The following is a 25838-nucleotide window of genomic DNA, read 5'->3' as shown; positions in this document are numbered from 1 at the left end:
TAAACACTCTCAGTGAAGGACAATATAATGAAAAAAACATTCCTCGCGCTTTTGGCTAGCTTTAGCCTGTCATCAACAGCTCAAGTAACCTTAATTCACAATGTAAATGGTTATACGCCTACTAAATCGCAGCAAATTGAGCGCTTTTCTTCTTTGGTAATTAAAGACGGTAAAGTCGTAAAAACAAGTGCAAAAGATCTTAGTACTCAATATCCGAGTGCAACCAAGTTTGATGGTGAGGGAAAAACCCTATTGCCCAGTTTAATTGATGCGCACGGTCACATCATTGGCCTTGGCAATAATTTACTCACACTCGACGTGCGCGGTAGCAAAACCATTGCAGAAGTAGGAAAACGGCTTAGCCACTACGCCAAAGCCCATGAAGGTGAATGGATAATAGGTCGAGGCTGGGATCAAACCTTATGGTCCGGCGGACAATTCCCAACCGCAGCTGATCTCGACAAATACGTAAAAGATAAGCCTGTCATGCTCACTCGAGTAGATGGTCACGCTATTTGGGTAAACTCAAAAGCGATGGCGCTTGCCAACATTTCGAAATCAACAAAGACACCTGAAGGCGGTGAAATCATTACATTGAATAGCGGCATGCCGAGCGGGATTTTTATCGACAAGGCAGAAGACCTTATTCGCACTCATGTCCCAGCTCAGTCAAATGCACAGGTAAACAAGGCGCTGAATAAAGCCGGAGAACACTTGCTGAGTTTAGGCATTACCTCAGCCCATGATGCCGGGATTGACTACACCACATGGCAGGTTTACCAAGCACGCGCCAAGGAACACACGATGCCGCTACGCGTCTACGCTATGTTAAGTGCAAGCTCCCCCAAACTCGCAGAGATGTTAGACGCCGGAGTGATCAAAGATACACGAGATCAACTCTCTATTCGTAGTGTAAAAATCTATGCTGATGGCGCACTTGGCAGTCGAGGTGCGGCACTTATTCGCGACTATCATGACCGCAAAGGTCACAAAGGGTTAATGCTCGAAAACCAAGCGACGCTTGAAGCATTAATCACCCAAGCCATACGCAGCGGCTACAGTGCGCACACGCACGCCATTGGCGATAGAGCGAATCGCATCGTGCTAGACTCATATCAACACGTTTTTAAAAAAGCAGGTGGAAGACTGCTCAGAAATCGCATTGAGCACGCACAAATTGTCCACCCGGATGATATCCCTCGCTTTAAGACATTAGATATTATTCCATCAATGCAGCCTGTTCATGCCACATCTGATATGCATATGGCCGAAAAGCGCCTAGACGACAAACAGCTTAGCGGCGCTTACGCATGGCAAACATTCTTAAAGCAAGGAAGTAGAGTGGCGGCGGGTTCTGACTTTCCAGTGGAGCTTGCAAATCCTTTCCATGGTCTGCATGCCGCTATCACCAGACAAGACCATCAAGATTTACCCAAAGATGGCTGGCGCCCAACAGAAAAGCTAACCAGAGAACAAGCACTACAAGCATTCACAGTTGATGCTGCTTATGCTGCATTTCAAGAATATAAACTGGGAAGTTTAGAACAAGGAAAGTGGGCCGATTTTATCTTAATCGACCAAGATTACTTTACCGTAAGCGAAGATAAAATTGATGATATTAAAGTCGAGCAGACGTGGATTGCAGGTAAACTTAAATATCAGCGTTGATCTTTTTGTAATTTAACCAAGTGGTAGGTGTTAACTAGTGCCAGTAGACCATTAGTTAACGCCACCGGCCAAGCCTGGATAAGTGCGCCATAGGCGGTAAAACAAATACAGCCCATTAAATTGAACCAACGCAACTTAGCAACATCGCTCATCATCAAAGAAACGACCAAAAAAGCAGAGGCTAAATAGCCTAAATATTCCCAACTCATTTGTCCTCTCCCCTAAGTTGCGTTAGCATATAGTTTATGCTCGAATTTACGTATCGAGCAGAATAAAAAGGCTAACCCACAAGCCCCTAGAAATTAGCACCAATAAATTAGCTCTAACACGGGAAGTGGGGGTTTAATGGTAATATCGTTGATTAAATTCTTCGCCACAGCGCTGAGATAAAACCGATACTACTTAAACGGTGTGAGTTAGCGTAAAACTGAAAAATTCATGCTAACGTCATTATAGTTTAATAAATAGGACATATGTCCGAAGAGCCATCTAGATGTTTCAATATCATTTTTCAACCAATTTGGTCGAACAGTTACTCGCTTTTGCTGGTAATAGTTTTCAGCACAGCAAAAAAGAAGTCTTGATCCACCAAGATGAACCATTGAGTAAACTCATATTGGTGACCAGTGGTACTGTGTCTTTTAGTTATGATGTCGGTAACGGTCGTCGCTTATTACTCGGACAACTGGACTGTAACAACACGCTAATTGGCGAAATCGAAGCGCTGAATCATCAGCCTTGTATTTATACCGTTACTTGCTTAAGCGATGTAACCTATCACCTCATTGAGCTAAAGTATTGGCGAAAATTACTGCTAGAGCAGCCTGAGCTGAGCCTGTATACCGCGCAAACCATCGCCGCGAAGTTTACAGAAAACCAAAAGATAAACTTAGACAAGTTGCTGTTGCCGCTTAGCTACAACATTGCTAAAGACTGCTTATTACGTGCCGAGAATTCGAACCCAACATTACTTCGTGCCTACTCAACGGTAAGTGCTGAAGCCGAAAGATTTGCGACCACTGAGCGTGCATATCGTCGGGTGGTCAGTGAATTGGTAGAAAAGGGCTTGATAGTACGCAGTAGTGAAGGCTTAAAGCCAGTCGATGTTGACGCGCTTGAGGATTTTGTTGATAGCTTCGCGCAAGCTTAATTTTTCGCGTTTAGAATAACTAGGGCGAGTACTTGCTCGCCCTTGAGTACTGATTAGCTTATTTTGCAAATAGGTGTTTAATATTTGCTAAGTCAGACTTTCCTTCCACTAATTCTTCCGGCGTTAAACCTGACAGCTCGTGAGGGAATACCAACCACTCGTCAGACTCATGAATAAAGTAATCTGGTGTCATTGGTACTTTTTTGTTTGCTGGCTTGTAGTATGGGCAAGCGACACGAATATCGCGAGGCAAGTTCAAGCGCATTAGTTCTGCAAGCTTTTCTTTCAACGCAAAAATACTGCGCCCAGAATCAAACACGTCATCAACGATTAGCAATGAATCGTCAGCGTTTGCATTTTCAACGATGTAATGCAGACCGTGTACTTTGATTTCTTTAGATTGCTTACCAATGCCATAGTAAGAAGAAGTACGTACTGCGATATGATCAGTCTCTATACCTTTGTAATCGTAGTATTCTTGAACTGCGATACCAATAGGCGCACCACCACGCCAAATACCGATAATAAAGTCAGGTCTAAACCCGTCTTCATAAACTTTAGCGGCTAAGCGAAATGAATCTTCTAGCAATTGTTGCGCTGTGATATAGCACTTATCTGACATAAATACCCCGTTAGGAAGCCCGTGTGATGGTGACAAGCAGCAAGTGCTGCCAATTGATACCAATTACAATTGTTTGCAAGCCATAGGCACTTGTGTGATTGGTATAACCGAATATTTTAACGTAAAGCGCAATAAAATGCTGCAATAATAGTGTCTTTTTATTTTCATTTTTTGGTTTGGGACGCCATATTCTAAAGTTCAAGATCGCCGGTTGAACAGACACCTACACGGAGTGGTTAATTTGGTGGGAGCGAGTTCACCTCACGATGTTCTATACAGCTCAAAGATCGCCGGATAAACCGGCTCCGACACAAAGTTCGATGGGTGAGCAGACATCTACACGGAGTGGTTAATTTGGCGGGAGCGAATTCACCTCGCGATGTTCTGCACGGCTCAAAGATCGCCGGATAAACCGGTTCCTACACAAAGGTAGCTAGACGACCCAGCTCCTCGGAGTTATTCATTTGATAGGAGCAAGTTCACCTTGCGATGTTCTGCACGGCTCAAAGATCGCCGGATAAACCGGTTCCTACACAAAGGTAGCTAGACGACCCAGCTCCTCGGAGTTATTCATTTGGTGGGAGCGAGTTCACCTTCCGATGTTCTGCACGGCTCAAAGATCCCCGGATAAATCGGTTCCTACACAAAGGTAGCTAGACGACCCTGCTCCTCGGAGTTATTCATTTGATAGGAGCAAGTTCACCTTGCGATGTTCTGCACGGCTCAAAGATCGCCGGATAAACCGGTTCCTACACATAGATAGCTGGATGACCCAGCTCCTCGGAGTTATTCATTTGGAGGGAGCAAGTTCACCTTGCGATGGTTTTCAAGAGATAAAAATAAGGCCGCGGTGGGCGGCCTGTATCGGTTATTCTTCGGTATCTGCGCTGGCGTCATTACCTTCTGGTGTCTCGACACCATTGTGCTCCAGATCATAGCTATCAACACGCTGTAATCCGCGCGGTAATTTATTACCTCTGCGTCCTCGCTCACCGTAATAGTGTTCTAAATCACTTGGCTTTAAGGTTAGCTTGCGCTTGCCTGCATGCAAGGTAACAGAAACGCCTTCAGGTACTACCGCTAATACTTTGACAAACTCTTCACGGCTTTGCACCTTCGCGCTAGGGATAGAGATAATCTTATTCCCCTTACCTTTACCAAGTTTAGGTAGATCACGTAACGGGAATATCAGCATTCTGCCTTCGCTCGAAATCGCCATACACATATCAGTGGCAACATCAAATACCTGGATAGGTGCCATCAAATGCGCACCTTTTGGCACGCTAACGAACGCTTTACCATTTTTGTTCTTGCTCACCATATCCGCAAAGTCACTGATAAAGCCGTAACCACCATCAGTCGCCATCAGATAAGTCGATTTCTCTTCGCCCATGACCACATGTTCAAAGTTACATCCTGACGCCAAGTTAAAGCGTCCCGTCATCGGCTCGCCCTGACTCCGAGCTGAAGGTAAGCTATGCGCATCGGTTGCAAAGGCTCGCCCTGAGGTATCTAAGAACACCGCAGGCTGATTACTCTTACCTTTGGCCGAGGCTTTATAACTGTCACCTGAGCGGTAGCTTAGTCCTTCGGCATCGATATCGTGGCCCTTCGCAAAACGCGCCCAGCCTTTCTCAGATAGCACAACAGTTACAGACTCTGATGGGATCAAATCCTTTTCGCTAAGCGCTTTGGCTTCACCACGCTCAACTACCGGTGAGCGTCTATCATCGCCATACAATTCAGCAGCTTCTTGGATTTCTTTTTTCATCAATGTCGACATACGACGCTCAGAGCCTAAGGTTTTCTCCAGTCCATCACGCTCTTTTTCAAGCTCATCCTGCTCACCACGGATCTTCATTTCTTCAAGCTTTGCAAGGTGGCGTAATTTCAGGTCTAGAATCGCTTCGGCCTGCTTATCTGAAAGACCAAAACGCGCAATTAACTCTTCTTTTGGCTTATCTTCGTTGCGAATGATTTCGATGACTTCATCGATATTCAAAAACGCAATCATCAAACCTTCAAGAATATGCAAACGCGCAAGTACTTTGTCTAAACGATACTGCAAACGTCTACGCACCGTTTCACGACGGAATACTAACCACTCAGATAAAATCTGACGCAAGTCTTTAACTTGTGGACGCCCGTCTAAACCAATCATATTGATGTTAACACGGTAGTTCTTTTCAAGATCCGTCGTGGCAAATAGGTGCGCCATTAATGGCTCGACCTTAACTCGATTTGAACGCGGTACAATGACGATACGCGTCGGATTTTCATGGTCCGATTCGTCACGTAAATCCGCCACCATAGGGAGTTTCTTCGCTGTCATTTGTGCTGCTATCTGCTCTAGCACCTTGGCACCCGAACATTGGTGCGGCAACGCGGTGATCACCACTTCGCCTTGCTCTTCGGTGTACACAGCACGCATCTTGATTGAGCCACGACCTGTGGTGTAAAGCTTTTTGATCTCTTCTTGCGGCGTAATGATTTCCGCATCGGTTGGATAGTCTGGCGCTTTGACCAATTCTAGAATTTCTTCTAGTTCGGTTTTAGGCTTATCCAATAACAAACAACAAGCTTCAGCAACTTCGCGTACGTTATGCGGCGGAATATCGGTTGCCATCCCCACCGCAATACCCGTCACCCCATTCAACAAAATATGTGGTAAACGCGCAGGTAACACTTGCGGCTCATCTAAGGTGCCATCAAAGTTAGCGGTCCAATCAACCGTACCTTGACCAAGCTCTTTCAGCAGTACTTCTGAGAACTTAGATAAACGCGCCTCGGTATAACGCATCGCAGCAAATGATTTAGGATCATCAGCAGCACCCCAGTTACCTTGGCCATCCACCAGCGGATAGCGATAAGAGAACGGCTGCGCCATGAGTACCATGGCCTCATAACAAGCACTGTCGCCATGAGGGTGATATTTACCCAATACGTCACCGACGGTACGGGCAGATTTTTTGTATTTTGCTTGAGCAGATAAGCCCAGCTCACTCATCGCATATACAATACGACGTTGTACAGGCTTCAGGCCGTCACCAATATGCGGCAACGCCCTATCCATGATCACATACATGGAGTAGTTCAGGTAGGCGTCTTCAGTAAAACGCCCCATCGGAAGTTGTTCAATGCCTTGCAAGGACAAGGCTTGAGGATCTGTCATGTTACACCTTACTTGTTGTTGTAGCTGATGCGATATATCGCATTGGCGTAATCATCGGAAACGAGCAGGCTACCGTCGTCGAGCTCTGCAATTGCGGCTGGTCGACCATAGGTTGTTTCGTTTTCCATAAAGCCGGTAAGGAAAGGCTCATAGCCTCTAATTTGGCCATCTTGCACGTTTGCTCGCATTACTCGATAGCCCGCTTTTTTACTGCGGTTCCAAGAACCATGTTCAGCAACAAAAAGCTGATGCTTCATTGCCTTTGGAAATTGCTCGCCACGGTAAAAGTGAATGCCCAGCGGTGCAACGTGCGCTTGAAGTGCAAGTGCTGGCATGGCGTAGTCAGTCACCGATTTACCCTCGCCAAATTCAGGGTCAAGCACACTGCCACCATGAACATACGGGAAGCCAAAATGCTGACCAATTTCGTCAACACGATTGATTTCACATGGTGGAATGTCATCTCCCATCATGTCACGACCGTTATCGCTAAACCATAACTTTCCGGTTACTGGGTGATAATCAAAACCCACTGAATTACGCACGCCTTTAGCAATCGTCGAAAGCTTTTTGGTCTCAAGATTTAGTGAAAATATACGACCAAACTTAGGGTCTTCGGCACAAATATTACAAGGCACGCCAACAGGAATGATCAGTTCGCCTTCAGGCGATACTGTTAGGTACTTCCAGCCGTGGTGGCGTTTGTCAGGCAAATCATCGAACACCACTTCTTTTACCGGTGCCTTGAGGTTTTTTGCGATTTGCTTAAAACGCACAATACGCTCAACTTCAGCAACATATAAGTCACCGTCTTTTAGGGCGATACCGGAGGGCATATTCAGCCCTTCTGCAACCAAGATTTTCTTGTCGGCTACGCCATCACGGTTGTTGTCAATGAGTGCGTGAACTTTACCCGCTTTGCGAGAGCCAACATACACAGTGCCATCTTTGCCCACCGCCATTTGTCTTGCATTTTCAACATCTTTCGCAAAATAGCTCAGCTCATACCCTTTAGGTACTGAAAGGCGCGAAAGCATATCGTTTGCCAGTGCTGGTGAACTTAATAACGCTACTGCCAGCGTCGTCGCTACCGTGGTCAATTTACTATGTATTTTCATGTTAAACCTCTGCCTTATCTCCGTGCTGCTCAAGCCAAATTTTACGGTCGCCAGAGCGCTTCTTAGCTAACAGCATATCCATCATTTCGAGGGTTTGTTCAGGCTCATCTAATGTCAGCTGAACTAAACGTCTAGTATTTGGATCCATGGTGGTTTCACGCAATTGCAACGGGTTCATTTCACCCAACCCTTTAAAGCGTTGTACGTTGACTTTTCCGCGTTTCTTTTCAGCCTCGATACGGTCTAATATGCCCTTTTTCTCATCTTCATCAAGGGCGTAGTAAACTTCTTTACCAACATCAATACGAAATAGCGGCGGCATGGCAACAAAAACATGGCCCTTACGAACAAGCTCAGGGAAGTGCTTCACAAAAAGTGCGCATAACAAAGTTGCAATGTGAAGTCCGTCAGAATCCGCATCCGCGAGGATACATACTTTACCATAGCGCAGGCCTGATAAATCTTCAGAGTCTGGATCAATACCTAAAGCAACTGAAATATCATGTACTTCTTGCGAGGCTAAGATCTGTCCAGATTCCACTTCCCAGGTATTTAGGATTTTACCGCGCAGTGGCATGATTGCTTGAAACTCACGGTCTCGTGCTTGTTTTGCCGAGCCACCTGCTGAGTCCCCTTCCACCAAAAATATTTCTGAGCGTTCGGTTTCACTTCCAGAACAATCGGTTAATTTACCCGGTAAAGCAGGACCAGAAGTGACTTTTTTACGAACCACTTTTTTCGCAGCACGCAAACGTTTTTGCGCATTGCTGATACATAGCTCAGCAAGTAACTCTGCGGTTTCGGTGTGTTCGTTTAACCATAAACTAAAGGCGTCTTTGACAATGCCAGACACAAAGGTAGCGCACGAACGTGATGACAGCTTTTCTTTGGTTTGCCCGGCAAATTGTGGATCTTGCATTTTAACCGACAAGACATAACTACAGCGGTCCCAAACATCATCAGGCGTCAGTTTCACGCCACGCGGGATCAGGTTTCTGAATTCACAAAACTCTCGCATCGCTTCAAGTAAGCCTTGGCGTAACCCATTTACATGAGTCCCACCTTGTGCCGTTGGAATTAGGTTTACATAGCTTTCAGCGATAGATTCGCCGCCCTCTGGCAACCAATGAAGCGCCCAATCGACCCCTTCGGTTGAGCCACTGAAACTGCCTGTAAATGGAGATTTCGGCAGCACTTCATAGCCTTCAGCGCTGTCTTTTAGGTAATCCTCAAGACCTGCCTCGTAGTGCCATTCTTGCGTTTCTTTCGTCTGTTTATTTACAAAACGAATTCTAAGCCCAGGACACAATACAGCCTTGGCTTTGAGCAAGTGGTTTAACTTAGTAATTGAGAAGTTAGCCGAGTCAAAATAACTCGCGTCGGGCCAAAAGTGTACTGAGGTGCCGGTATTACGCTTACCAACGCTGCCTGTCACTCTTAAGTCTTCGACTTTATCGCCGTTTTCAAATGCCATTTCATAGATTTGCGCATCGCGTTTAACGCTAATTTCGACCCGAGTCGACAACGCATTAACAACCGATATACCCACCCCATGAAGACCACCGGAGAACTGGTAGTTTTTATTGGAAAACTTGCCCCCGGCATGAAGCTTGGTCAGGATCAATTCAACCCCAGGCACACCCTCTTCTGGGTGAATATCCACAGGCATTCCTCGACCGTCATCGATAACTTCAAAGGAGTTGTCTTCGTGCAAGATCACGTCAATCTTGGTGGCATGTCCGGCTAAGGCTTCATCGACACTGTTATCGATAACCTCTTGGCCTAAATGATTAGGTCTGGTGGTATCGGTATACATGCCAGGACGGCGCTTAACTGGCTCTAAGCCATTGAGTACCTCAATAGCTTCGGCATTATAGTTTTGCTGACTCATAGGCTAGTTCTAGTTATCTTTTTATCCGCTAGTATATGCACAACGTACTGCTTTGTGCATAGATTCTAATTTTTGATAGTTAAAAATTTGGTGATGGTGTCAAAATAGCGTGGAAATTCAACAAAGCTATGATCCCCACCAAACTCAATAATTTGACGACAATGACTATAATAACGCACCGCCTCTTCAAAAGGCAGCACCTCGTCGCCCGTTTGTTGCAATAATAGCAAGTTTTCTGGATTACTAAGCTGCTCGACATACAAGGATTTTAACGCATCAATATGCGCATGCTGCAGCTCATAATGACAATCCTGATAAGGATTGTATTGTGGTCCAAGGTAGTCATTTAATAATGAAAAAGGCCTCACTGCAGGGTTTATCACCACTGCTTTACAGCCAAGGTGTTGCGAAAAGTAGGTGGCGTAATAGCCACCTAACGAGCTACCTAATAACACAGTATCAGAATCAATGACGCTATCCAACTGTGCCAATGCGACTCTCGGGTCATAATGCAGCCTTGGGACAATGTATGGCGTTTGTTTATCCAACATATATTCACCAAATGCCGTCGCTTTATAGGATAGCTCAGAGCTATTAAAGCCGTGAATATAAACTACTTTCCGAGCCATTTTACCTCTGTTGTTATAGCGCTTTTACTAAATACGATGACACGATAAGCGGGGCCCAAATCAGACTGTTCCCAGTCCTTTGTGTACTTATCAAATTGGATTGATGTTGCAGGCGTAGCGTAGATAGGTAAAGTGCGAAATTGTTGTTGATATTCATTATGCACATGACCATGAAATAGCCCTAAGACTTGCTCTGAGTCTACCAACAGGTTTAAAAGTGCAGGACCATTTTCGAGCATATGTTTATCTAAATAGCCATCAATCGGTCTAGGATGGTGGTGAGCAAAAACAATCGTATTGTTGATCTTATTGTTAAGCTTGTCTTTGAGCGCATCTAAATGTGACTTAGCACACCATCCGGCGGGTGTTTCACTCTTTGAGTTTAACAGTAACACCTGCCCAAACGGGCCTGTGATGCATTTTTGGCGGACGATTTGCCCAGCACTTATTTCTTCGAGTAAAGCTAGCTCGTCGTGGTTACCCGGCACCCAAAGAACCGGGCATTGCAACTCACTCTCTCTCACTATACGGGCAAACTCATGATAAGAAGCTGCACTGTGATCTTGTGTTAAATCACCGCCAAACACCACACAATCAAAATGCTCTTTTGCCATTGCTGCGAGGGTGCGTTCAAGGTTAGCGGCGGTATTTACCGCAAAGTATTCCCCAGAGGGCATGGCAAACAAATGACAATCCGTAAAATGACCAATACGAATTTGCGCTTTATCGAGTTGTAGCTCGAGATCAAACCAAGCCATTGTTTACATCCCAGTTTAAATGCACGCGGCCTTTTTCTAAACACACCATAAGCCAGTCAGCTAAAAACGCATTTATTTGATATTTTTCATCTTTTTGGTGCATGTCAGGATTTGGGTAACCATAGGATGGCTTTATTCGACGATGATAATCACGATGAATTACTTCAGCCACTTTAGCATCATGGTAGAGGCGCACAGACAAAGAGAAGTGAGGTAGATGGGCGCTTACTGTCGCCATCTGCTCGATGTGAATGTCCGTTGTGTATTTACTGACTCCAGCTACGCTCAAACTGTATCGCGCAGAGGCTAAGTCAATCACTCGACTCTCACCGACCACTTCTTCAGGTAGCAATTTTAGCGCCCGTAAATAATTACGTTCGCACAGCGTGATGTAACGGGGCAGAGATTGAATATACTGCTTTGAGCTCAGCACTTGTGACAAAAATACGACTCCTAAACTGCTTCTATATCCGCGCTTTATTTAATGCCAACCATTGTAGACTAATAACAGTGGCAGCGTTATCGATTTCCTCATTATCAAGACGTGCAAGAGCTTCATCAAGTGGCATCACATGCACTTTGATATCTTCACCTTCTGCAGCCAATCCATAAACCCCACCCGCTTCAGATAAATCAGCAAGCGCTAAATACAAATATAGTCGCTCTGTTGTACCACCAGGGCTTGATAAATAAGAGCGCATATAAATGAGCTTATCAAGCTCAAGCCCAGCTTCTTCTTTGGCTTCTTTTCTTGCAACAAACTCGTAATCTTCGCTCCCTTCTGCCATTCCTGCAATGCACTCTAAAAGCCAAGGGGAATTTTTTGAAGCCAACGCCCCTATGCGAATTTGCTCAATAAGCAACACGCTGTCTGTAATAGGATCGTACGGTAATATTGCAACCGCATGACCACGCTCTAATATCTCGCGAGTTATTAGCTCTGATACCCCGCCATTAAACAAAGCGTGGGTAAATTGGTACTTGTGAATGGTAAAAAAACCATTGAAGATTGTTTCTATTGAAGAAACATTGACGTCGTCTTTGTTGAACTGACTCAAAGGTTTCATAAAATAATCCTGTATTTTTTAATAGCAACGGTTTAAAAGCTAACCAATCGCCCTTATAGTAGGGTCATATCTGAATAAGTAAACGAAGTCGTTTACCTTTAACTTTTTCCACTTTACAATACCCAAGTGGTATTAATATATTCTGTTACACTTGTTGGCGATGTTTTACGCATTTGGTCTTTAATTGGGCCGCAAAAACAGGGTAACATGCTGACAGTATAAAAATTGTCTAAGGACTGAGCGAAAAATGAAAAAAACTCTACTATCATTAGTTGTTGGGTTGTCGTGCGCACTTTCAAGCAGCCTGTCCCACGCGGAAGATCTACTGCAAGTATACGACATTGCAACGGTTAACGATCCTACCGTATTAAAGGCTAAAGCGCAGGCAGATGCACAAAAATATGCACAAGACCAAGCGTTAGGGGTATTACTACCTCAGCTTGGCTTTCAAATGAGCTATACAGACGTTACATCAGAAGGCGCCCTGAACGAGCAACATGATGGCACCGGCTACACTTTACATGAGTCTGACACTGATACTTTTCAGCGTTCAATCTCTTTGAACCAAACCATCTTTAATATGGCATCTTGGCAAGGACTATCGATTGCCGAAAAGCGTGCAATGCAAGCAGCAACTCAGTATGAACAGCAAAAGCAAACTTTGATTGTCCGAATAGCTGAAGGTTACTTCAACGTGCTAAGCGCATTAGATAGCCTAGAGTTTGTACAAGCAGAGAAACGCGCAATTGAACGTCAGCTCGAGCAGACTAAACAGCGCTACGAAGTTGGTTTGACTGCAATTACAGACGTACATGAGGCAAGAGCGCAGTTTGACCGCGCGGTTGCAGACGAAATTGTTGCAAGTAATGCAGTTGAAACTGCGCGTGAAACGTTACGTACGATTACAGGTAAGTATCACGCTAAACTAGATAAATTAAATACTGAAACCTTCTCAACAGTTAAGCCTACGCAGAATACAAACGATTTTATCGAGATTGCAAAAGCGAAGAACTTAGACCTTCAAGTTGCAAAATCCGCGGTTGACATCGCAAAAGATCAAATCGATTTAGCGAAGGCTGGCCACTATCCAACACTAAAATTAAACGCCACCTATTCTGATTCTCTGGCTGATAGCGCGGGTAGACAGCACGCACCTCGTAGTGACAGAACCTCTGTTGGCTTAACATTAGACGTACCAATTTACACTGGTGGCCAAACAGTTGCTGCGACCGATCAAGCTCGCGCAAACTTCGTTGCTAGCAGCGAGGATATGGAAGCAGCAGTGCGTAACATGACACGCTCGGTGATTACATCTTATAACCAAGTGGTTTCAGATGTTGCAACATACCGTGCACTAGAGCAAGCGGTTGTTTCAGCAGAAAGTGCATTACAAGCAACTGAAGCGGGTTTTGATGTAGGCACTCGTACCATCGTTGACGTACTAGTAAGCACGCAAAACCTTTATAACGCGAAACGCAACTTAGCTGATATTCGTTATCGCTATGTACTATCGTCGCTACGCTTAAAACAAGCCGCAGGTACGCTATCTCGTACCGATCTTGAAGCAATCAACCAAGGTTTGATTGAAGGCTAAGTACTTCGGTCATCACCTCTAAAAAGGCCAGCTATGCTGGCTTTTTGTATTTTTACAGCAATATAGATAAACTAGCCTCTTCAATAAAGTCTCAGGTATATTACTTTGGTTACTCATTCACCTTTCAAATGGTCATTCTTAGCACCTAAATTTTGGCTGACTTGGCTTGGTGTTTTCGCCCTGTATTTAATCTCATGGCTCCCACAAAATATTCAATTTGCACTGGGTAAAGGCCTTGGACGTCTAGTCCATAAATATATGAAACGTCGCCGCCATATTGCTGATGTTAATTTGAAACTTTGCTTTCCACACCTAAGTGAAACAGAACATAAAGCGATGCTACTAAAGAATATGGAAAATACCGGCATAGCAACACTTGAGACAGGAATGGCATGGTGGTGGCCGCAGTGGCGTATTAATAAGGTGGTGGGTTCCATCAAAGGTTTAGAGCATATTGAAGCCGTACAAAAACAAGGTAAAGGCGTGCTTATGCTGGTCCCCCATATGTTGCACCTTGAAATGGCCAGTCGAGTGCTGGGCACTAAAATGCAGGGTGTTGGATTTTATCGCCCGCATAACAATCCGCTAATGGAGTTTTTTATGACCCGTGGGCGACTGCGCTCAAATGAGTACTTAGTGACAAAGCGAGACGTCAAAGGATTATTGAAAACGCTCTCAAGCAAACGCGTTTGTTATTACTTACCGGACCAAGACTATGGTCGTAAACGCTGTGAGTTTGCACCTTTCTTCGCCGTCCCTGATGCTGCAACCACAACTGGTACTTTATTGTTTTCTGCTAGTAAAAAGGCTGAGACTTTAAGCTTACACTGTACGAGAGACGCAAAAGGGATGTATCATTTAGACATACAACCTATTTTAGAATCATTCCCAAGTGGTAATGACCTTGCGGATGTTACTCGCGTCAACGAGAGAATGGAGCAAGCAATCAATTGTGCGCCGGATCAATATATGTGGGTGCATCGTCGCTTTAAAACGCGACCTGATGAAAAGGCACCTTCGTTTTACTAGGGTCTTGGAGTAGTTTGAAATGGCTAAGAAGAAAAAAAATAAATTATCATCAATCTGGTTTTGGGCTAAACATCTGTCACTGGGTGTGTTACTCATTTGGGCTGCCTACTATTTTCTTTTTGGTGCCTCCAAAGACATGAACTTTAGAGAAACCACCAATGTTGCAGCGCAAGGCCTGTCGCAATTTTACGAAAGCTTTAGAAATAGCATGAGCAATCGTGATACTGATCGTGAAAAATACGTTATCACACTCGGAAAGCCCACCTATCCGCTCGATGATGCGCTAGCACAAAGAGCGCTTGCAGTTAAACCATCTAACCCCAAATGGACCGGTGAGAAGCAACCAAGACGCTTCGATACGGGAGACACACTTAAAGATGTGCTTACAAAGCAAGCCAAAGAAGAAGGTGTGGAACTATTTTGGTATCTAGAGCGAGATTACGTGGTGAAATATAACTTCCGTCTCGATACCGACTTTGTTTCTGCACTCTATCAGGTTGGAACGGCGATAAACGACGACTTTGAATTTCAAGTCTACACATTTTTCTGCCCACGAGAGCGCGCTGCGGTTATCACCGAAAACCCACCAATCTATGTACGTGAAAACTGTCGTAAGCTAGCGGGCTAACAAAATACAAGCTTCCTTTAGTCCACTATGCTTAAAGGAAGCAATTACACCAAAGCAACCTCCTCCATAGAATTAAAAAATAAGAATAAAAATCAACTAACTAAATTTAGAAAGTACGATTGTTCTTCATACAAATACCTAATTTCAAGCGCATTCCTAAAAGTTAATTTATATCGTTTAGCTCAACAAAAGCACAAATAAAACTTTACAAAAAATAACAAAGGATCAAATATAGAAACAAATAATAAAAATAAAAAACAATGTGCATCATGTTTAACTCTTTGATTTCCTTTTTTACGGGCATTACTTTAGCTTCTGCTTATTTTATCTTCTCCACTAATCAGCCACAGGTTGCAGAGTCAATTAATGACACTCATCTACAAACTATTAATACACTTCAAACAGAGTTAGCGCAGATCGAATCTAAAAACAGTGAATTGCATAAGAGATTAGTTGAAAGCCAAACAAAGAGAGACTCAAACTTTACGAACTTAGATAACACAGACGAGCTTCAATCAACCTTCTCTCAACTGCCAAAACCTGAACTATCAGCGCCTCGCGCTGTTTCACTTGATAACTTGAAGGTTGTCAATGTTATGCCCACGGTCAGTCACTTGTCTGCTGAGATGGAGCTTGATGATGTTGAAAAAGTCGAATTACAAGAAGCCTTAATGGCAAAGGCAAATCAAGACTATGAGATCTGGGAGCATTATCAAGCGACAGCATCATTAGATCCTACGAATGTTCCTCAAATTCGAGCTGATTTCGAGTATAAACTACAAAATAATGCCAAGTCTTTCGCAACAACCGTTAGCAGCTTATTAAGCGCAGATCAAATTAAGCAATATCAAGCCTTTGAATTAAGAGAGCAAAAGCTGTTAGCAAGTCAAAAGTTAGCCATGTTACAAAATGAATTAAATAAAATTGAATTATCAGAGTATCAAAAACAAGAGGTATCTCGATTAAGTCAATCTGTTTTTAGTACGCCAAGTGATATCACGCTAGGTACCGCAGGCAGCCCTTATGCCAAGCAACAAGTTTCCACCGACTTTGAAAAGCTGGCTGAAATAAAGTCACTTTTCAATGAACAGCAGCTCCTACAGTTTACATACTGATTAAAGTTGCATTTAACTATAACTAATAATAAAGGAATAAAATGAAGAACTTTTATCTATCCGTATTAGGAACTACACTACTCGCATGTAGCTCAGTCTCTGAAGCCAGAATCGACTGCCCAGGAGGGCAAGGTTATTGGGATTATCAAACACGACAAGTTCAAGTTTGTGACACTGAAACGAGAACGGTTGAAACGACAAAAAGACATTGTAGCTATGGGGGTGTCACCTGGTTAGGCCATTTATGGCATGAACCAGACTTTCCACTACCAATGACAAGCTATGAAACAGGCTTGAGGATCATTGAACAGTCTAATACTTGCCCTTCTAGCGTTTACACTTCAAGAACTGGAACTTATTGGTACACAGATCCAGAAGGAAGAAGGTGGATTAGCAATTACACTTACAGCGGTAATATAGGGTTAACTAACAACAAGCTAGTAACTACAACATCAACAGAGACAATTAAGACCAACTGCCGCACGGAAACTCAAACAGTGAGAGTGTGGCGCTGTGGTATGATCCCTTAATAGTAAATACTTGAAATAAGGCCAATCACTCGATTTGTATTGGCCTTATATTTAACCTGATCTTCGGATAATTAATGCCTTTCTAGCAGCCAGTTTTAGCGCTAACTGCGTCGAATTCACTTCCAATAGCCAGGCATTGGTGCGTAAGTTCGCCTTGCCTACAGGATATAGGTACCAGGGCGGTAGCAGGACGCGAGAGCGGAGTTATCCCCAAAACTCTCAGGCTAGATAAGAAGATAGTTTAAGGTGACTAAAAAACAATGAGTTAGCTCATTCCTTATCCAAACCTCAGGTTATTTACCTCGCTACCACAGTACTGTAGTTTGCTTTCTCCCATTGAATAATGGTGAAGCCCAGATAAAAGCTAAAATACTGATTTTTATCCTTCTTTAGGACACTCGACGCTAAAACTAACAACTAAAGAATCTTATACCAGTTTCACTAAATACTTAAAGTTGTGTGCCAAATATCGCTTACAGCATTTCTCATGCTTTCGCATTCCGTTAAATCAATACATCGTGCGCCCGCATTTAGGCACTGATAATGATAAGTATCACGGTAGAAACAATAAGCATCCACTAAACTTTTGCACTCATCCTCTGATATAACTGAGACCAGCTTTGCAGCCTCTAAAATACGAATATTATCTGGATAGATACAAAGTTCCGGGTACTGATTCCCATATCGCAAAACGATAAACTGACTGATAAATTCAATGTCAGTCATTCCACCCACTCCTTGCTTTAAGTCAAAGTGAGTGTCGCTATCTTGGTTAAGGTGGGCTCGCATTTTTTCACGCATATTGCGAACATCTTCCGCCAATTTAGGCACGTCTCGCTGCTGCATTAGTATTGCATGGCGTATTTCCTCAAATCGTGCAGCCATTTGCGGCTCACCTAACACCATACGAGCTCTGACCAGCGCCTGATGCTCCCATGTCCAAGCTTGCTCTAACTGGTATTGGTAAAAACTTTCTAGATTGATAGCGAGTAAGCCCGAGTTTCCTTCAGGGCGAAGTCGAGTGTCTAATTCGTAAAGCATGCCAGAGAGCGTTTTGGTATTGAACAAATGCATTAAGCGCTGTGCCAGCTTCATATAAAACTGTCTTGAAGAGATAGGTTTATCACCCTGAGTTTGACTTTCGCCGTCACGATTATGCACAAACACTAAGTCTAGATCTGAGTTGTAACCAAGCTCATAACCCCCCGCCTTGCCATACGCTATTACAGCAAAGCCTTTTTCTTCTATTGTTGCACCTTCAGGCACACCAAAACGTGCCACCATGTGCCCCCAAGCAATATCGACGGCTTTTGCGATAATCGCCTCAGCAAGCGCAGTTAGATGATCGCTCACCTTCATAATATCCAGCACACCAGTGGCGTCTGCAGCCGCGACTTTTAGCTGATGCGTTTGTTTAAATTGTCGCAGCGCTTCCATCTGTAGCTCAACATCTTGCTCATCTATACGCAAAAATGCTTGCTGGATCTCATTTTTATAGGCCGTTAATGGTAAAGGTTTATAGAGAGTTTGTGGATCGATAAGCTCATCAAGGAGGATCGGATATTTCGCAATATGCTCAGCAATCCACGCGCTATGACAACAAAGTTTGATAAGTTGAGTCAACGCACCGTGATTTTCGTAAAGTAGCTCCAAATATGCAGTACGAGACGCCACTTTATTGATCACACTGAGCACACGAGCGAGCGCTGGCGCCATGTTTTGTTTACTGAGCTCTCGTAACAAAGCTGGCATTAACTTATCGAGAATATCGCGACCACGGGTGCCTGCCTGCTTTTTACTTAGCCCTTGTTTAAACTCCATCAAGTCAGTTTGCCAAGTCTCAAAACACGGCGCAGCTCGGCACTGGCCCAGCTGCGCAATTTCTCCCGTTTGCCATGCATAAACCGCGCTATCGTCTTCATCTAATTCTTCTTCGGGCGATTCACCAATAACTTGGCTAAACTCAGCCCGGATATGCTGCGTCACAACCTTTAGCATTCGCTCGACTTCAGCGTAATCGTTACATTGCAATAAGTGGCTCAGGCGCAGGCAGTCTAAGTTGTTGTCGGGTAAAGTTTGCGTTTGTTTGTCGTCAAATGCTTGTAGATATTGCTCAACTTTACGCAGCACTAAATAGCTCTCATGCAGACGATTTTTGACCTCGATAGGGACAATCTCAAGCGCTTCAAGCTCTTCTAACGCCTGTAACAATGACGGTGTTTGTAATGGCGTTTCGCGACCGCCGCGTATCAGTTGCAAAGCCTGCACAATAAACTCTACTTCTCGAATGCCACCAGCGCCTAGCTTAATGTTATTCGTTAAGCCTTTGCGTCTCACCTCTTGGGCAATCATGTTTTTCATCTTTCGCAGTGAATCTATCACAGAAAAGTCGATATAACGGCGATAGACGAACGGCCGGATTAGATCGTAAAACTCTTGCCAATACGGCGATAACTCACCAATTGGCCGCGCCTTTAACATCGCATAGCGCTCCCATTCTCGACCTTGGTCTTGGTAATAGTCTTCCATCGCGGCATAGCTCATCACCAAAGGACCACTATCCCCAAACGGTCTTAAACGCATATCGACTCTGAATACTTGGCCATCAATGGTAACTTGATTAAGCGCTGAAATAAGTTTTTGTGCCACTCGAGTGTAAAAAACTTGCGCCTCAATGCTACGCCGGCCACCGGATGTGTCGACACTTCTTGGATAGGCAAAGATCAAATCGATATCAGAGGAAAAATTCAGCTCCTTACCGCCAAGCTTTCCCATGCCTAATACCGTCATAGGTATCGAGTTACCAGCCTCATCTTTTGGTGAGCCTGATTGCGCTTCTACGCTTAAGTACGCCCATTGGTAAGCATTTGAAACCAAAGTATCGGACAGCTGGGAAACATAGCGAATACTGTCATCAATCTCATTGCCTGCAACCAAATCCAGCCACATCACTTTAAGCCAATACTTTAATCGATAGTGACGCAGCTTCTGCCAAGCTTGTTTTTCTTCAACCAATGGCGCGGAGAAGTCAAACACATCAGGACAATCGCGCATTTGCATCTGCGTATCATCGAGCAGCCAAGCTCCCCACTCAGGAAATCGTGCAAGTGTACGCTCGGCAAAATCACTCAGCGCCAGTAACCGTGCCAGTTTGGGCTCCATCGGCGCATCACCATAAATCATTTGGTAACGCTCTTGAGCAAGCGTATTCAGCGCTGCTTGAACAAACAATTCCGACATAAAAAACTCCACGGTAGGCTGGCTCTCTTTGTGAGCAGTGTTATAGTAACTCTATCTAAAACACAACCTTACACCGAGTATGAGTTATTTGTCTTTAAACAATATCAACTTTTTAGCGATTTTGATTTGCTTTGTCATTGTCTGCGGTTTGACTATTTTGCTGCGCTTAATGATCCAGCGTAGCGCCAACAATCTCCTGGATGACGAGCTCGCACAACGTGACAACTTTGCACTTGGGATCAGCTATGCCAGTCAAGTGACGATGCTGTGTATTTGTGTTGCATATTTATTCAATGATTTAGGCGTGGTAAGAGCGCAGGCACACCCTCTGCAAGTGGCCTTACATATTGGGTTGATCATTGCCTTTGTATACTTCGGCCAATGGATCCATCGCAAATGGATTTTGTATCAGTTTGACGAAGAAGAAGCGATTTTAAAGCAAAATATCTGCGCCGCGATGGTGGACTCTGGCATGTTACTCGGTAACACCATATTGGTGCTTGGTTTATATCATTGGGTGCACCCGAAAGGCTGGAGCGATCTATTAGTCGTAGCCCTTGGCTTTATGCTATTGCAGCTACTTTATACGCTAGATAGTAAAATCAGAGAAAGTCGTTTTGCCAAGTTTAACCAAGGGGCTTCTTTACAACAAAACTTTAATCTCAGAAACACTTCGATTGGTATTCGTTATGCGGGCAAATCCATCGGCCTCTCTTTAGCCATGTATGCGGGGCTGCACAGCGCTCCCTACCATGGTGCAAAAGTGGTAGAAAACTTGTTTTCGGTTGTCATGCATTGCGGTGTAATGTGGCTTTTTCTTTACATTGGTAGCTACGTATTACTGCATTTATCCTTACCTAAGGTCAATATTGGCTTAGAGGTAGACCACCAAGATAACGTTGGTATCGCATGTTTGGAGTTTGCGGTTTTCTGCTCCATAGGCTATTTACTTATTAACTTGTTTTCGGTGTAACGCAATATTGCATGAACGCTTTAAGTGATGGATTTTTATTGGTAGATAGCAATTGGGATTTTAGCCAAGAACTCGTCGAGCATTTGCAAAACGTGCGCTCTAGCCAAGCCAGCAACATTATTATCGCGGGTGACAATACCAAACACATGCTTAAGATGATGTTTAAAGAGCAAATAAAAGACTACTGTTATTGTGACTTTGACAATGAAATCAGCGTCTCTGAACTTGCCAGCTATTTGCATCGTCACCATAACATTCATGCCGTGCTGCTCTATTCTCTGGACTATCATTTAGCCACCGAGGAGCAGCGCTTTATTTTTGATTCTCTTCACCCCCACCGGTTTTTAATCGAACAATCCCCGCAAGGTTTTCAGATCACTAAACTGCACTCACAAGCATTAATCAATCACTTATCTTGTCATCCGGATACCGCTGGCCTCCCCGACCCTGACTTGATGCTTGCCAAGCTCACCGGGTTACTATGCGGTAAAGCTAAAGTGGCAGGATGATATAGACTAACCGTGCGCGAGCGCTTACCATTGCCACAAAACAGCAACTGAATAATCGAATTATGCGTATTCCACATATTTATCAAGACTCGCCCTTGGTCATTGGCGTTCCAGTTACTTTGGATGATGACGCCGCAGGACACATAGGCCGAGTGCTTAGAATGACAACCAAAGATAAAGTCAGCCTGTTCAACGGACAAGGTGGCGAGTACCTATGTCAATTAAGTGAAGTTGGGAAAAAGAAAGTCGTTGCTGTACCTGAGTCATTTGAAGACAAAAATGTAGAATCTCCACTTGCCATACATCTTGGGCAAGGGATTTCTCGCGGTGATAAAATGGACTTCACAATTCAAAAGTCGGTAGAGCTGGGTGTGAGCGAAATTACTCCTTTGTTTACCACACGCTGCGGCGTTAAATTAAGTGGTGAGCGTCTAGCAAAAAAACACCAGCAATGGCAAAAGATAGCAATTGCCGCAGCCGAGCAATCCGGACGTAATACCATCACTGTTATTCACCCGCCGATGGAGTTGTCTGAATGGCTTGCACAGCAAAGCGACGAGTTAAAAATCACACTACATCCTCGGGCCGAACATTCAATAAAAACACTGCCGTATACCCAGTCTGGGATCCGCTTTTTAGTGGGGCCTGAAGGCGGCTTTACCGATGAGGAGCTTGACGCCACCGCTCAACAGCGGTTTGTTGATGTCCGTTTAGGCCCACGTGTACTTCGTACTGAAACCGCGGCTCTAACAGTACTAAGCGCACTACAGCTGCAATTCGGCGATTTAGCACTTTAAATACATAGAGTAACCCCCATATCATGGGTAAACTCAGCAAGCGCAATGGGAGCGTCTATGACGATTAAATTAGGGATCATTTCCGATCCAATCAGTGGCTTTAACATTAAAAAAGACACCGGGTTTGCCATGATGCTGGCGGCACAGCAGCGCGGCTATGAATTGTATTACATGGAAATGAATGACCTTTTCTTGTACCAAGGCGTTGCCAAAGCGACAGCAGCAAAAGCGCAGGTATTTGACGATACTTCCCATTGGTATGAACTAGCTGAGAAACAAGAAATCGATTTAGGCGACCTTGACGTTATTTTAATGCGTAAAGATCCGCCTTTTGACACTGAATATATTTACGCCACTTATATTCTTGAGCGCGCTGAACTTGCAGGTTCGCTTGTGGTAAATAAACCACAAAGCCTGCGCGACGCCAATGAAAAGCTCTTTACTGCGTGGTTTAGCGAACATACTCCAGATACTTTGGTTACGCGTAATCAATCACAAATTCGCGAGTTTTTAGCTAAACATGGCGATATCATTCTCAAGCCTTTGGATGGGATGGGTGGCGCGTCTATTTTTAGAGTGAAACAAGATGACGCAAATATTGGCGTGATCTGCGAAACACTTACCGAGCATGGTTCCCGCTATGCTATGGCGCAGAACTATATACCAGCCATTAAAGACGGTGACAAGCGCGTGTTAGTGGTAGATGGTGAAGTGATGCCGTACTGCTTGGCCCGCATTCCACAAGGCGGTGAAACTCGTGGTAATCTCGCGGCAGGTGGCCGTGGTGAAGCAAGACCGATTAGCGAATCGGACCGGAAAATTGCCGAAGCCATTGCCCCAACGTTAAAGGCAAAGGGCCTGATATTCGTTGGCCTAGATATCATTGGCGATAAGCTTACCGAAATCAATGTGACCGCACCAACTTGCGTGAAAGAAATTGAAGCGGCATATGACATTTCAATTATGGATAAGTTTTATGATGCGATCGAGCGAAAACTCGACCATACTAAAAACTAACCATTAAGGGGGTCTGGTTATGAAATCACTCGCTAATCACTTTTTAGTGGCAATGCCCAGCATGGACGACCCTTTTTTCAATCATACGGTAACCTATCTTTGTGAACACAGCGAAGATGGCGCGATGGGGTTGGTGGTAAACCATCCTATCGATATCACCGTGGGCGAATTGCTTGATCAAATTGATATCGATAACGACAAATCTAGCCAAGCGGCTAAGGTAAATATCTACGCTGGTGGTCCTGTTCACACCGACAGAGGCTTTGTATTACATACGCCAAAGTTTGGTTACGCCTCAAGCCAAGAGCTTAGCTCTGAAATTATGATCACCACATCAAAAGATGTTTTAGCCTCTTTAACGTCATCACACTCTCCCGAAGGATTTATCATCACCTTGGGCTACGCCGGATGGGTAAGTGGTCAACTAGAGAAAGAACTGAAAGAAAACACTTGGTTAGTCGTCGAGGCAGACCCCGAAATCATATTTAATACACCACCTGAAAAGCGCTGGGAAAAAGCAGTGCAAATGCTTGGTATCGACGTTGCACAATTAAGCTCGCAAGCGGGTCATGCGTAACTAGCCTGTCATTTTGAGCTTAGGTTAATAAACGAAGTATTCATGGAAAACAAAAAAGAAAAAGTGCCTAAAGGTAAACGTAGCGTCATCGGGTTTGACTTTGGCACTAAAAGTATCGGCTTGGCTATCGGTCAAGAAATCACTGCAACCGCATCAAGTTTAGGTGCTGTTAAGGCAAACGATGGTATTCCAAATTGGGATGACATCGCCGTATTCATTAACGAGTGGCAGCCTGATTTATTGGTGGTTGGCTTACCACTGAATATGGATGGTACCAATCAAGATTTAACATTCAGAGCAAAGAAGTTTGCCAACCGCCTGCATAACCACTTCCGATTGCCGGTAGAAACACAAGATGAACGCTTGACGACAGCAGACGCCAGAGCACGTTTATTTGAACAAGGTGGCTATAAGAACCTTGCAAAAGGTAAGGTAGATGGCATGTCTGCTTGTATTATTCTCGAAAGCTACTTTGAAGCAATGTGGGAATAGCTAGCCTAACTCTTTATTCTGTTGACCTTTAATATCAATTATATAATTGATATTAAAGGCGCAGCTAACTGTAAAAATTCGCCATATCGAGCACCTATTAGTGCTTCTTTACTCTAACCCCTTCAAACAATATCAATCTAATAATTTGACGACTACTCACAGTTTCTAACATGAAATTCTCATATAGTTTGCTGACTCATCCGGTTAAGGAAAAACTCATGGTAGTACAGCACAAACTCTTAGTAACAATATTCTCTTGTTTTTTAGCTTGTATATTATCTGCCTGTAACAATCAGTCAGAACAAGGCAAACTTCAATATACAACGCATACCTTCGATTCCTTCGAGCACCAGCTTGAAGGACGACTCTATACTCCTAAAAGCCTCACAGAAACAGATACTATCGTTATTTTTGTTCATGGTGATGGAGCAATGGACACTACGGCAAAAGGCTATTATTTACCCATAATACAATCTTTAGTAAGTGCAAATATTGCTACTTTCTCGTGGGACAAACCAGGAGTAGGTAACTCACAAGGCAACTGGTTATCGCAATCTATGGATGATAGAGCTACCGAAGTAAAAGATGCAATTCGATACCTGCGCAACACCGGTTATCGGCAAAATAAAATAGCCGTGCTAGGATTTAGTCAAGCAAGTTGGGTATTTTCGAACTTGTACGACGAGGAAAATATCAAGTTTATGGTACTGGTTGGAGGGGCTGCAAACTGGCAGGCCCAGAGTCAATACAGTATGTGGGTACGATTGATAGAGGAAGAAAAGATCAGTGCAGATGATGATGCGGCGATAGCACGTATCGAGAAGCTGAGCATTGAAGAGATGCAACTTATCAAAGCAGGATACGACCAATATATTTCCGCGGCGTTACATCAAGACCCTTTTATGCCAAAGCCTATTGAAGATGAAGCACGCTATAATTTCGTCAGAAAAAATATTGAGGCAGATGTATTTGAAGGTTTTATTCGACTAAACTTACCAATGCTAGCAATTTATGGCGACAGCGATTTTCATGTCGACATAGAACATAGCCAATTAGAGTTTGCACGCGCTTTTGCAAACTCAAGTCAAACAAACGCCAAGCTAGAACAAATCACTATTACCGATGCTGCACACAGTTTAATGAAACCAGAGCTGCCACTTGATGCGATTTTCTCGATTAAAAAAAACCACTTTGCTCCCAATGCAATCGAAACTATCGTCAAGTGGGTGAAGTTGCAAAGTAGTTCTCCCCGCGAATAGCTG

Annotated in this window: 24 protein-coding genes; 14 read left to right on the top strand and 10 right to left on the bottom strand. The window is 44.1% G+C overall.

Annotation, left to right across the window (positions count from 1 at the left end; all coding sequences use genetic code 11):
• The first annotated feature begins 27 nt into the window (after positions 1 to 27).
• Positions 28 to 1668, top strand: a complete 1641-nt coding sequence (locus tag NH462_RS04690) for an amidohydrolase (protein WP_253104440.1) — start codon at positions 28 to 30, stop codon at positions 1666 to 1668.
• Here NH462_RS04690 and NH462_RS04685 read toward each other — a convergent pair.
• The gene (locus NH462_RS04685) at positions 1659 to 1877 is read right to left on the bottom strand and encodes a YgjV family protein (RefSeq protein WP_010379202.1); all 219 of its coding nucleotides are present in this window, start codon (positions 1875 to 1877) and stop codon (positions 1659 to 1661) included. The genes NH462_RS04690 and NH462_RS04685 overlap by 10 nt on opposite strands.
• A gap of 284 nt (positions 1878 to 2161) precedes the next feature.
• Between NH462_RS04685 and NH462_RS04680 the strand changes: the two genes are divergently transcribed.
• Positions 2162 to 2818, top strand: coding sequence for a Crp/Fnr family transcriptional regulator (locus NH462_RS04680; protein ID WP_010607695.1), 657 nt, complete (start codon positions 2162 to 2164; stop codon positions 2816 to 2818).
• 58 nt (positions 2819 to 2876) lie between these two features.
• On the opposite strand, the gene NH462_RS04675 is transcribed toward NH462_RS04680, so the two are convergent.
• From NH462_RS04675 to NH462_RS04640, 8 genes are all read right to left on the bottom strand, one after another.
• Positions 2877 to 3440 (bottom strand): phosphoribosyltransferase family protein, encoded by a 564-nt coding sequence (locus NH462_RS04675; protein WP_010607696.1) that lies wholly within the window; start codon positions 3438 to 3440, stop codon positions 2877 to 2879.
• Positions 3441 to 4308: 868 nt separating this feature from the next.
• A complete protein-coding gene (gene parC, locus NH462_RS04670; protein WP_010379058.1) occupies positions 4309 to 6612 on the bottom strand; it encodes a DNA topoisomerase IV subunit A in 2304 nt (767 codons plus the stop codon).
• 8 nt (positions 6613 to 6620) lie between these two features.
• On the bottom strand, positions 6621 to 7730 hold the full coding sequence (locus NH462_RS04665; protein WP_253104437.1) for a PQQ-dependent sugar dehydrogenase: 1110 nt from the start codon (positions 7728 to 7730) through the stop codon (positions 6621 to 6623).
• A gap of 1 nt (position 7731) precedes the next feature.
• Positions 7732 to 9621 (bottom strand): DNA topoisomerase IV subunit B, encoded by a 1890-nt coding sequence (gene parE / locus NH462_RS04660; protein WP_010379056.1) that lies wholly within the window; start codon positions 9619 to 9621, stop codon positions 7732 to 7734.
• A gap of 65 nt (positions 9622 to 9686) precedes the next feature.
• Positions 9687 to 10250, bottom strand: coding sequence for a YqiA/YcfP family alpha/beta fold hydrolase (locus NH462_RS04655; protein WP_010379054.1), 564 nt, complete (start codon positions 10248 to 10250; stop codon positions 9687 to 9689).
• Positions 10235 to 11008, bottom strand: a complete 774-nt coding sequence (locus NH462_RS04650; RefSeq protein ID WP_010379052.1) for a metallophosphoesterase — start codon at positions 11006 to 11008, stop codon at positions 10235 to 10237. Before NH462_RS04650 ends, NH462_RS04655 begins: the two co-directional genes overlap by 16 nt.
• A complete protein-coding gene (locus tag NH462_RS04645) occupies positions 10995 to 11450 on the bottom strand; it encodes a DUF1249 domain-containing protein (RefSeq protein ID WP_010379051.1) in 456 nt (151 codons plus the stop codon). The genes NH462_RS04650 and NH462_RS04645 overlap by 14 nt, the downstream gene beginning before the upstream one ends.
• A gap of 22 nt (positions 11451 to 11472) precedes the next feature.
• Complete coding sequence (locus NH462_RS04640) at positions 11473 to 12075, bottom strand: NUDIX domain-containing protein (protein WP_010379050.1); 603 nt, start codon at positions 12073 to 12075, stop codon at positions 11473 to 11475.
• A 247-nt stretch (positions 12076 to 12322) separates the two neighbouring features.
• Here NH462_RS04640 and tolC point away from each other — a divergent pair, with 247 nt between their 5' ends.
• From tolC to NH462_RS04615, 5 genes are all read left to right on the top strand, one after another.
• Positions 12323 to 13669, top strand: a complete 1347-nt coding sequence (gene tolC, locus NH462_RS04635) for an outer membrane channel protein TolC (protein WP_010379049.1) — start codon at positions 12323 to 12325, stop codon at positions 13667 to 13669.
• 105 nt (positions 13670 to 13774) lie between these two features.
• Entirely contained in the window at positions 13775 to 14698 is a 924-nt protein-coding gene (lpxL, locus tag NH462_RS04630) for an LpxL/LpxP family Kdo(2)-lipid IV(A) lauroyl/palmitoleoyl acyltransferase (protein ID WP_010379048.1), read from the top strand.
• Positions 14699 to 14717: 19 nt separating this feature from the next.
• Entirely contained in the window at positions 14718 to 15326 is a 609-nt protein-coding gene (locus tag NH462_RS04625) for a TcpQ domain-containing protein (RefSeq protein WP_010379047.1), read from the top strand.
• A gap of 269 nt (positions 15327 to 15595) precedes the next feature.
• Entirely contained in the window at positions 15596 to 16441 is an 846-nt protein-coding gene (locus tag NH462_RS04620) for a hypothetical protein (RefSeq protein ID WP_010379046.1), read from the top strand.
• Positions 16442 to 16482: 41 nt separating this feature from the next.
• A complete protein-coding gene (locus tag NH462_RS04615) occupies positions 16483 to 16971 on the top strand; it encodes a hypothetical protein (protein ID WP_145957339.1) in 489 nt (162 codons plus the stop codon).
• Between the two features lie 441 nt (positions 16972 to 17412).
• Here the strand turns inward: NH462_RS04615 and glnE are convergent, their stop codons facing one another.
• Positions 17413 to 20211: a bifunctional [glutamate--ammonia ligase]-adenylyl-L-tyrosine phosphorylase/[glutamate--ammonia-ligase] adenylyltransferase gene (glnE, locus tag NH462_RS04610; protein ID WP_253104434.1), complete on the bottom strand. Its 2799-nt coding sequence runs from the start codon at positions 20209 to 20211 to the stop codon at positions 17413 to 17415.
• A gap of 79 nt (positions 20212 to 20290) precedes the next feature.
• On the opposite strand from glnE, the gene NH462_RS04605 reads away from it, so the two are divergent.
• The 7 genes from NH462_RS04605 (at position 20291) to NH462_RS04575 (ending at position 25835) form a co-directional block, all read left to right on the top strand.
• Positions 20291 to 21184: a hypothetical protein gene (locus tag NH462_RS04605; protein WP_029215930.1), complete on the top strand. Its 894-nt coding sequence runs from the start codon at positions 20291 to 20293 to the stop codon at positions 21182 to 21184.
• Positions 21185 to 21195: 11 nt separating this feature from the next.
• A complete protein-coding gene (locus NH462_RS04600) occupies positions 21196 to 21693 on the top strand; it encodes a hypothetical protein (protein ID WP_010379041.1) in 498 nt (165 codons plus the stop codon).
• A 62-nt stretch (positions 21694 to 21755) separates the two neighbouring features.
• A complete protein-coding gene (rsmE, locus tag NH462_RS04595; protein ID WP_253104431.1) occupies positions 21756 to 22490 on the top strand; it encodes a 16S rRNA (uracil(1498)-N(3))-methyltransferase in 735 nt (244 codons plus the stop codon).
• Between the two features lie 57 nt (positions 22491 to 22547).
• A complete protein-coding gene (gshB, locus tag NH462_RS04590) occupies positions 22548 to 23507 on the top strand; it encodes a glutathione synthase (protein ID WP_010379037.1) in 960 nt (319 codons plus the stop codon).
• A 19-nt stretch (positions 23508 to 23526) separates the two neighbouring features.
• Positions 23527 to 24084: a YqgE/AlgH family protein gene (locus NH462_RS04585; protein ID WP_010379034.1), complete on the top strand. Its 558-nt coding sequence runs from the start codon at positions 23527 to 23529 to the stop codon at positions 24082 to 24084.
• Between the two features lie 42 nt (positions 24085 to 24126).
• The gene (gene ruvX, locus NH462_RS04580; protein ID WP_017217006.1) at positions 24127 to 24576 is read left to right on the top strand and encodes a Holliday junction resolvase RuvX; all 450 of its coding nucleotides are present in this window, start codon (positions 24127 to 24129) and stop codon (positions 24574 to 24576) included.
• A 218-nt stretch (positions 24577 to 24794) separates the two neighbouring features.
• The gene (locus NH462_RS04575) at positions 24795 to 25835 is read left to right on the top strand and encodes an alpha/beta hydrolase (protein ID WP_253104429.1); all 1041 of its coding nucleotides are present in this window, start codon (positions 24795 to 24797) and stop codon (positions 25833 to 25835) included.
• Positions 25836 to 25838 lie beyond the last annotated feature (3 nt).

The organism is Pseudoalteromonas sp. OANN1, from assembly GCF_024124685.1.
Classification (GTDB): Bacteria; Pseudomonadota; Gammaproteobacteria; order Enterobacterales; family Alteromonadaceae; genus Pseudoalteromonas; species Pseudoalteromonas piscicida.
Note: the sequence above shows the minus strand (reverse complement) of the source record. Positions and strands in the feature narration are given on the sequence as shown.

Bases quoted from the DNA above. Each gene is read 5' to 3' on its own strand.
- NH462_RS04690 (WP_253104440.1), top strand. From the start codon at position 28: ATGAAAAAAACATTCCTCGCGCTTTTGGCTAGCTTTAGCCTGTCATCA.
- NH462_RS04685 (WP_010379202.1), bottom strand. From the start codon at position 1,877: ATGAGTTGGGAATATTTAGGCTATTTAGCCTCTGCTTTTTTGGTCGTT.
- NH462_RS04680 (WP_010607695.1), top strand. From the start codon at position 2,162: ATGTTTCAATATCATTTTTCAACCAATTTGGTCGAACAGTTACTCGCT.
- NH462_RS04675 (WP_010607696.1), bottom strand. From the start codon at position 3,440: ATGTCAGATAAGTGCTATATCACAGCGCAACAATTGCTAGAAGATTCA.
- parC (WP_010379058.1), bottom strand. From the start codon at position 6,612: ATGACAGATCCTCAAGCCTTGTCCTTGCAAGGCATTGAACAACTTCCG.
- NH462_RS04665 (WP_253104437.1), bottom strand. From the start codon at position 7,730: ATGAAAATACATAGTAAATTGACCACGGTAGCGACGACGCTGGCAGTA.
- parE (WP_010379056.1), bottom strand. From the start codon at position 9,621: ATGAGTCAGCAAAACTATAATGCCGAAGCTATTGAGGTACTCAATGGC.
- NH462_RS04655 (WP_010379054.1), bottom strand. From the start codon at position 10,250: ATGGCTCGGAAAGTAGTTTATATTCACGGCTTTAATAGCTCTGAGCTA.
- NH462_RS04650 (WP_010379052.1), bottom strand. From the start codon at position 11,008: ATGGCTTGGTTTGATCTCGAGCTACAACTCGATAAAGCGCAAATTCGT.
- NH462_RS04640 (WP_010379050.1), bottom strand. From the start codon at position 12,075: ATGAAACCTTTGAGTCAGTTCAACAAAGACGACGTCAATGTTTCTTCA.
- tolC (WP_010379049.1), top strand. From the start codon at position 12,323: ATGAAAAAAACTCTACTATCATTAGTTGTTGGGTTGTCGTGCGCACTT.
- NH462_RS04625 (WP_010379047.1), top strand. From the start codon at position 14,718: ATGGCTAAGAAGAAAAAAAATAAATTATCATCAATCTGGTTTTGGGCT.
- NH462_RS04620 (WP_010379046.1), top strand. From the start codon at position 15,596: ATGTTTAACTCTTTGATTTCCTTTTTTACGGGCATTACTTTAGCTTCT.
- NH462_RS04615 (WP_145957339.1), top strand. From the start codon at position 16,483: ATGAAGAACTTTTATCTATCCGTATTAGGAACTACACTACTCGCATGT.
- glnE (WP_253104434.1), bottom strand. From the start codon at position 20,211: ATGTCGGAATTGTTTGTTCAAGCAGCGCTGAATACGCTTGCTCAAGAG.
- NH462_RS04605 (WP_029215930.1), top strand. From the start codon at position 20,291: ATGAGTTATTTGTCTTTAAACAATATCAACTTTTTAGCGATTTTGATT.
- NH462_RS04600 (WP_010379041.1), top strand. From the start codon at position 21,196: ATGAACGCTTTAAGTGATGGATTTTTATTGGTAGATAGCAATTGGGAT.
- rsmE (WP_253104431.1), top strand. From the start codon at position 21,756: ATGCGTATTCCACATATTTATCAAGACTCGCCCTTGGTCATTGGCGTT.
- gshB (WP_010379037.1), top strand. From the start codon at position 22,548: ATGACGATTAAATTAGGGATCATTTCCGATCCAATCAGTGGCTTTAAC.
- NH462_RS04585 (WP_010379034.1), top strand. From the start codon at position 23,527: ATGAAATCACTCGCTAATCACTTTTTAGTGGCAATGCCCAGCATGGAC.
- ruvX (WP_017217006.1), top strand. From the start codon at position 24,127: ATGGAAAACAAAAAAGAAAAAGTGCCTAAAGGTAAACGTAGCGTCATC.
- NH462_RS04575 (WP_253104429.1), top strand. From the start codon at position 24,795: ATGGTAGTACAGCACAAACTCTTAGTAACAATATTCTCTTGTTTTTTA.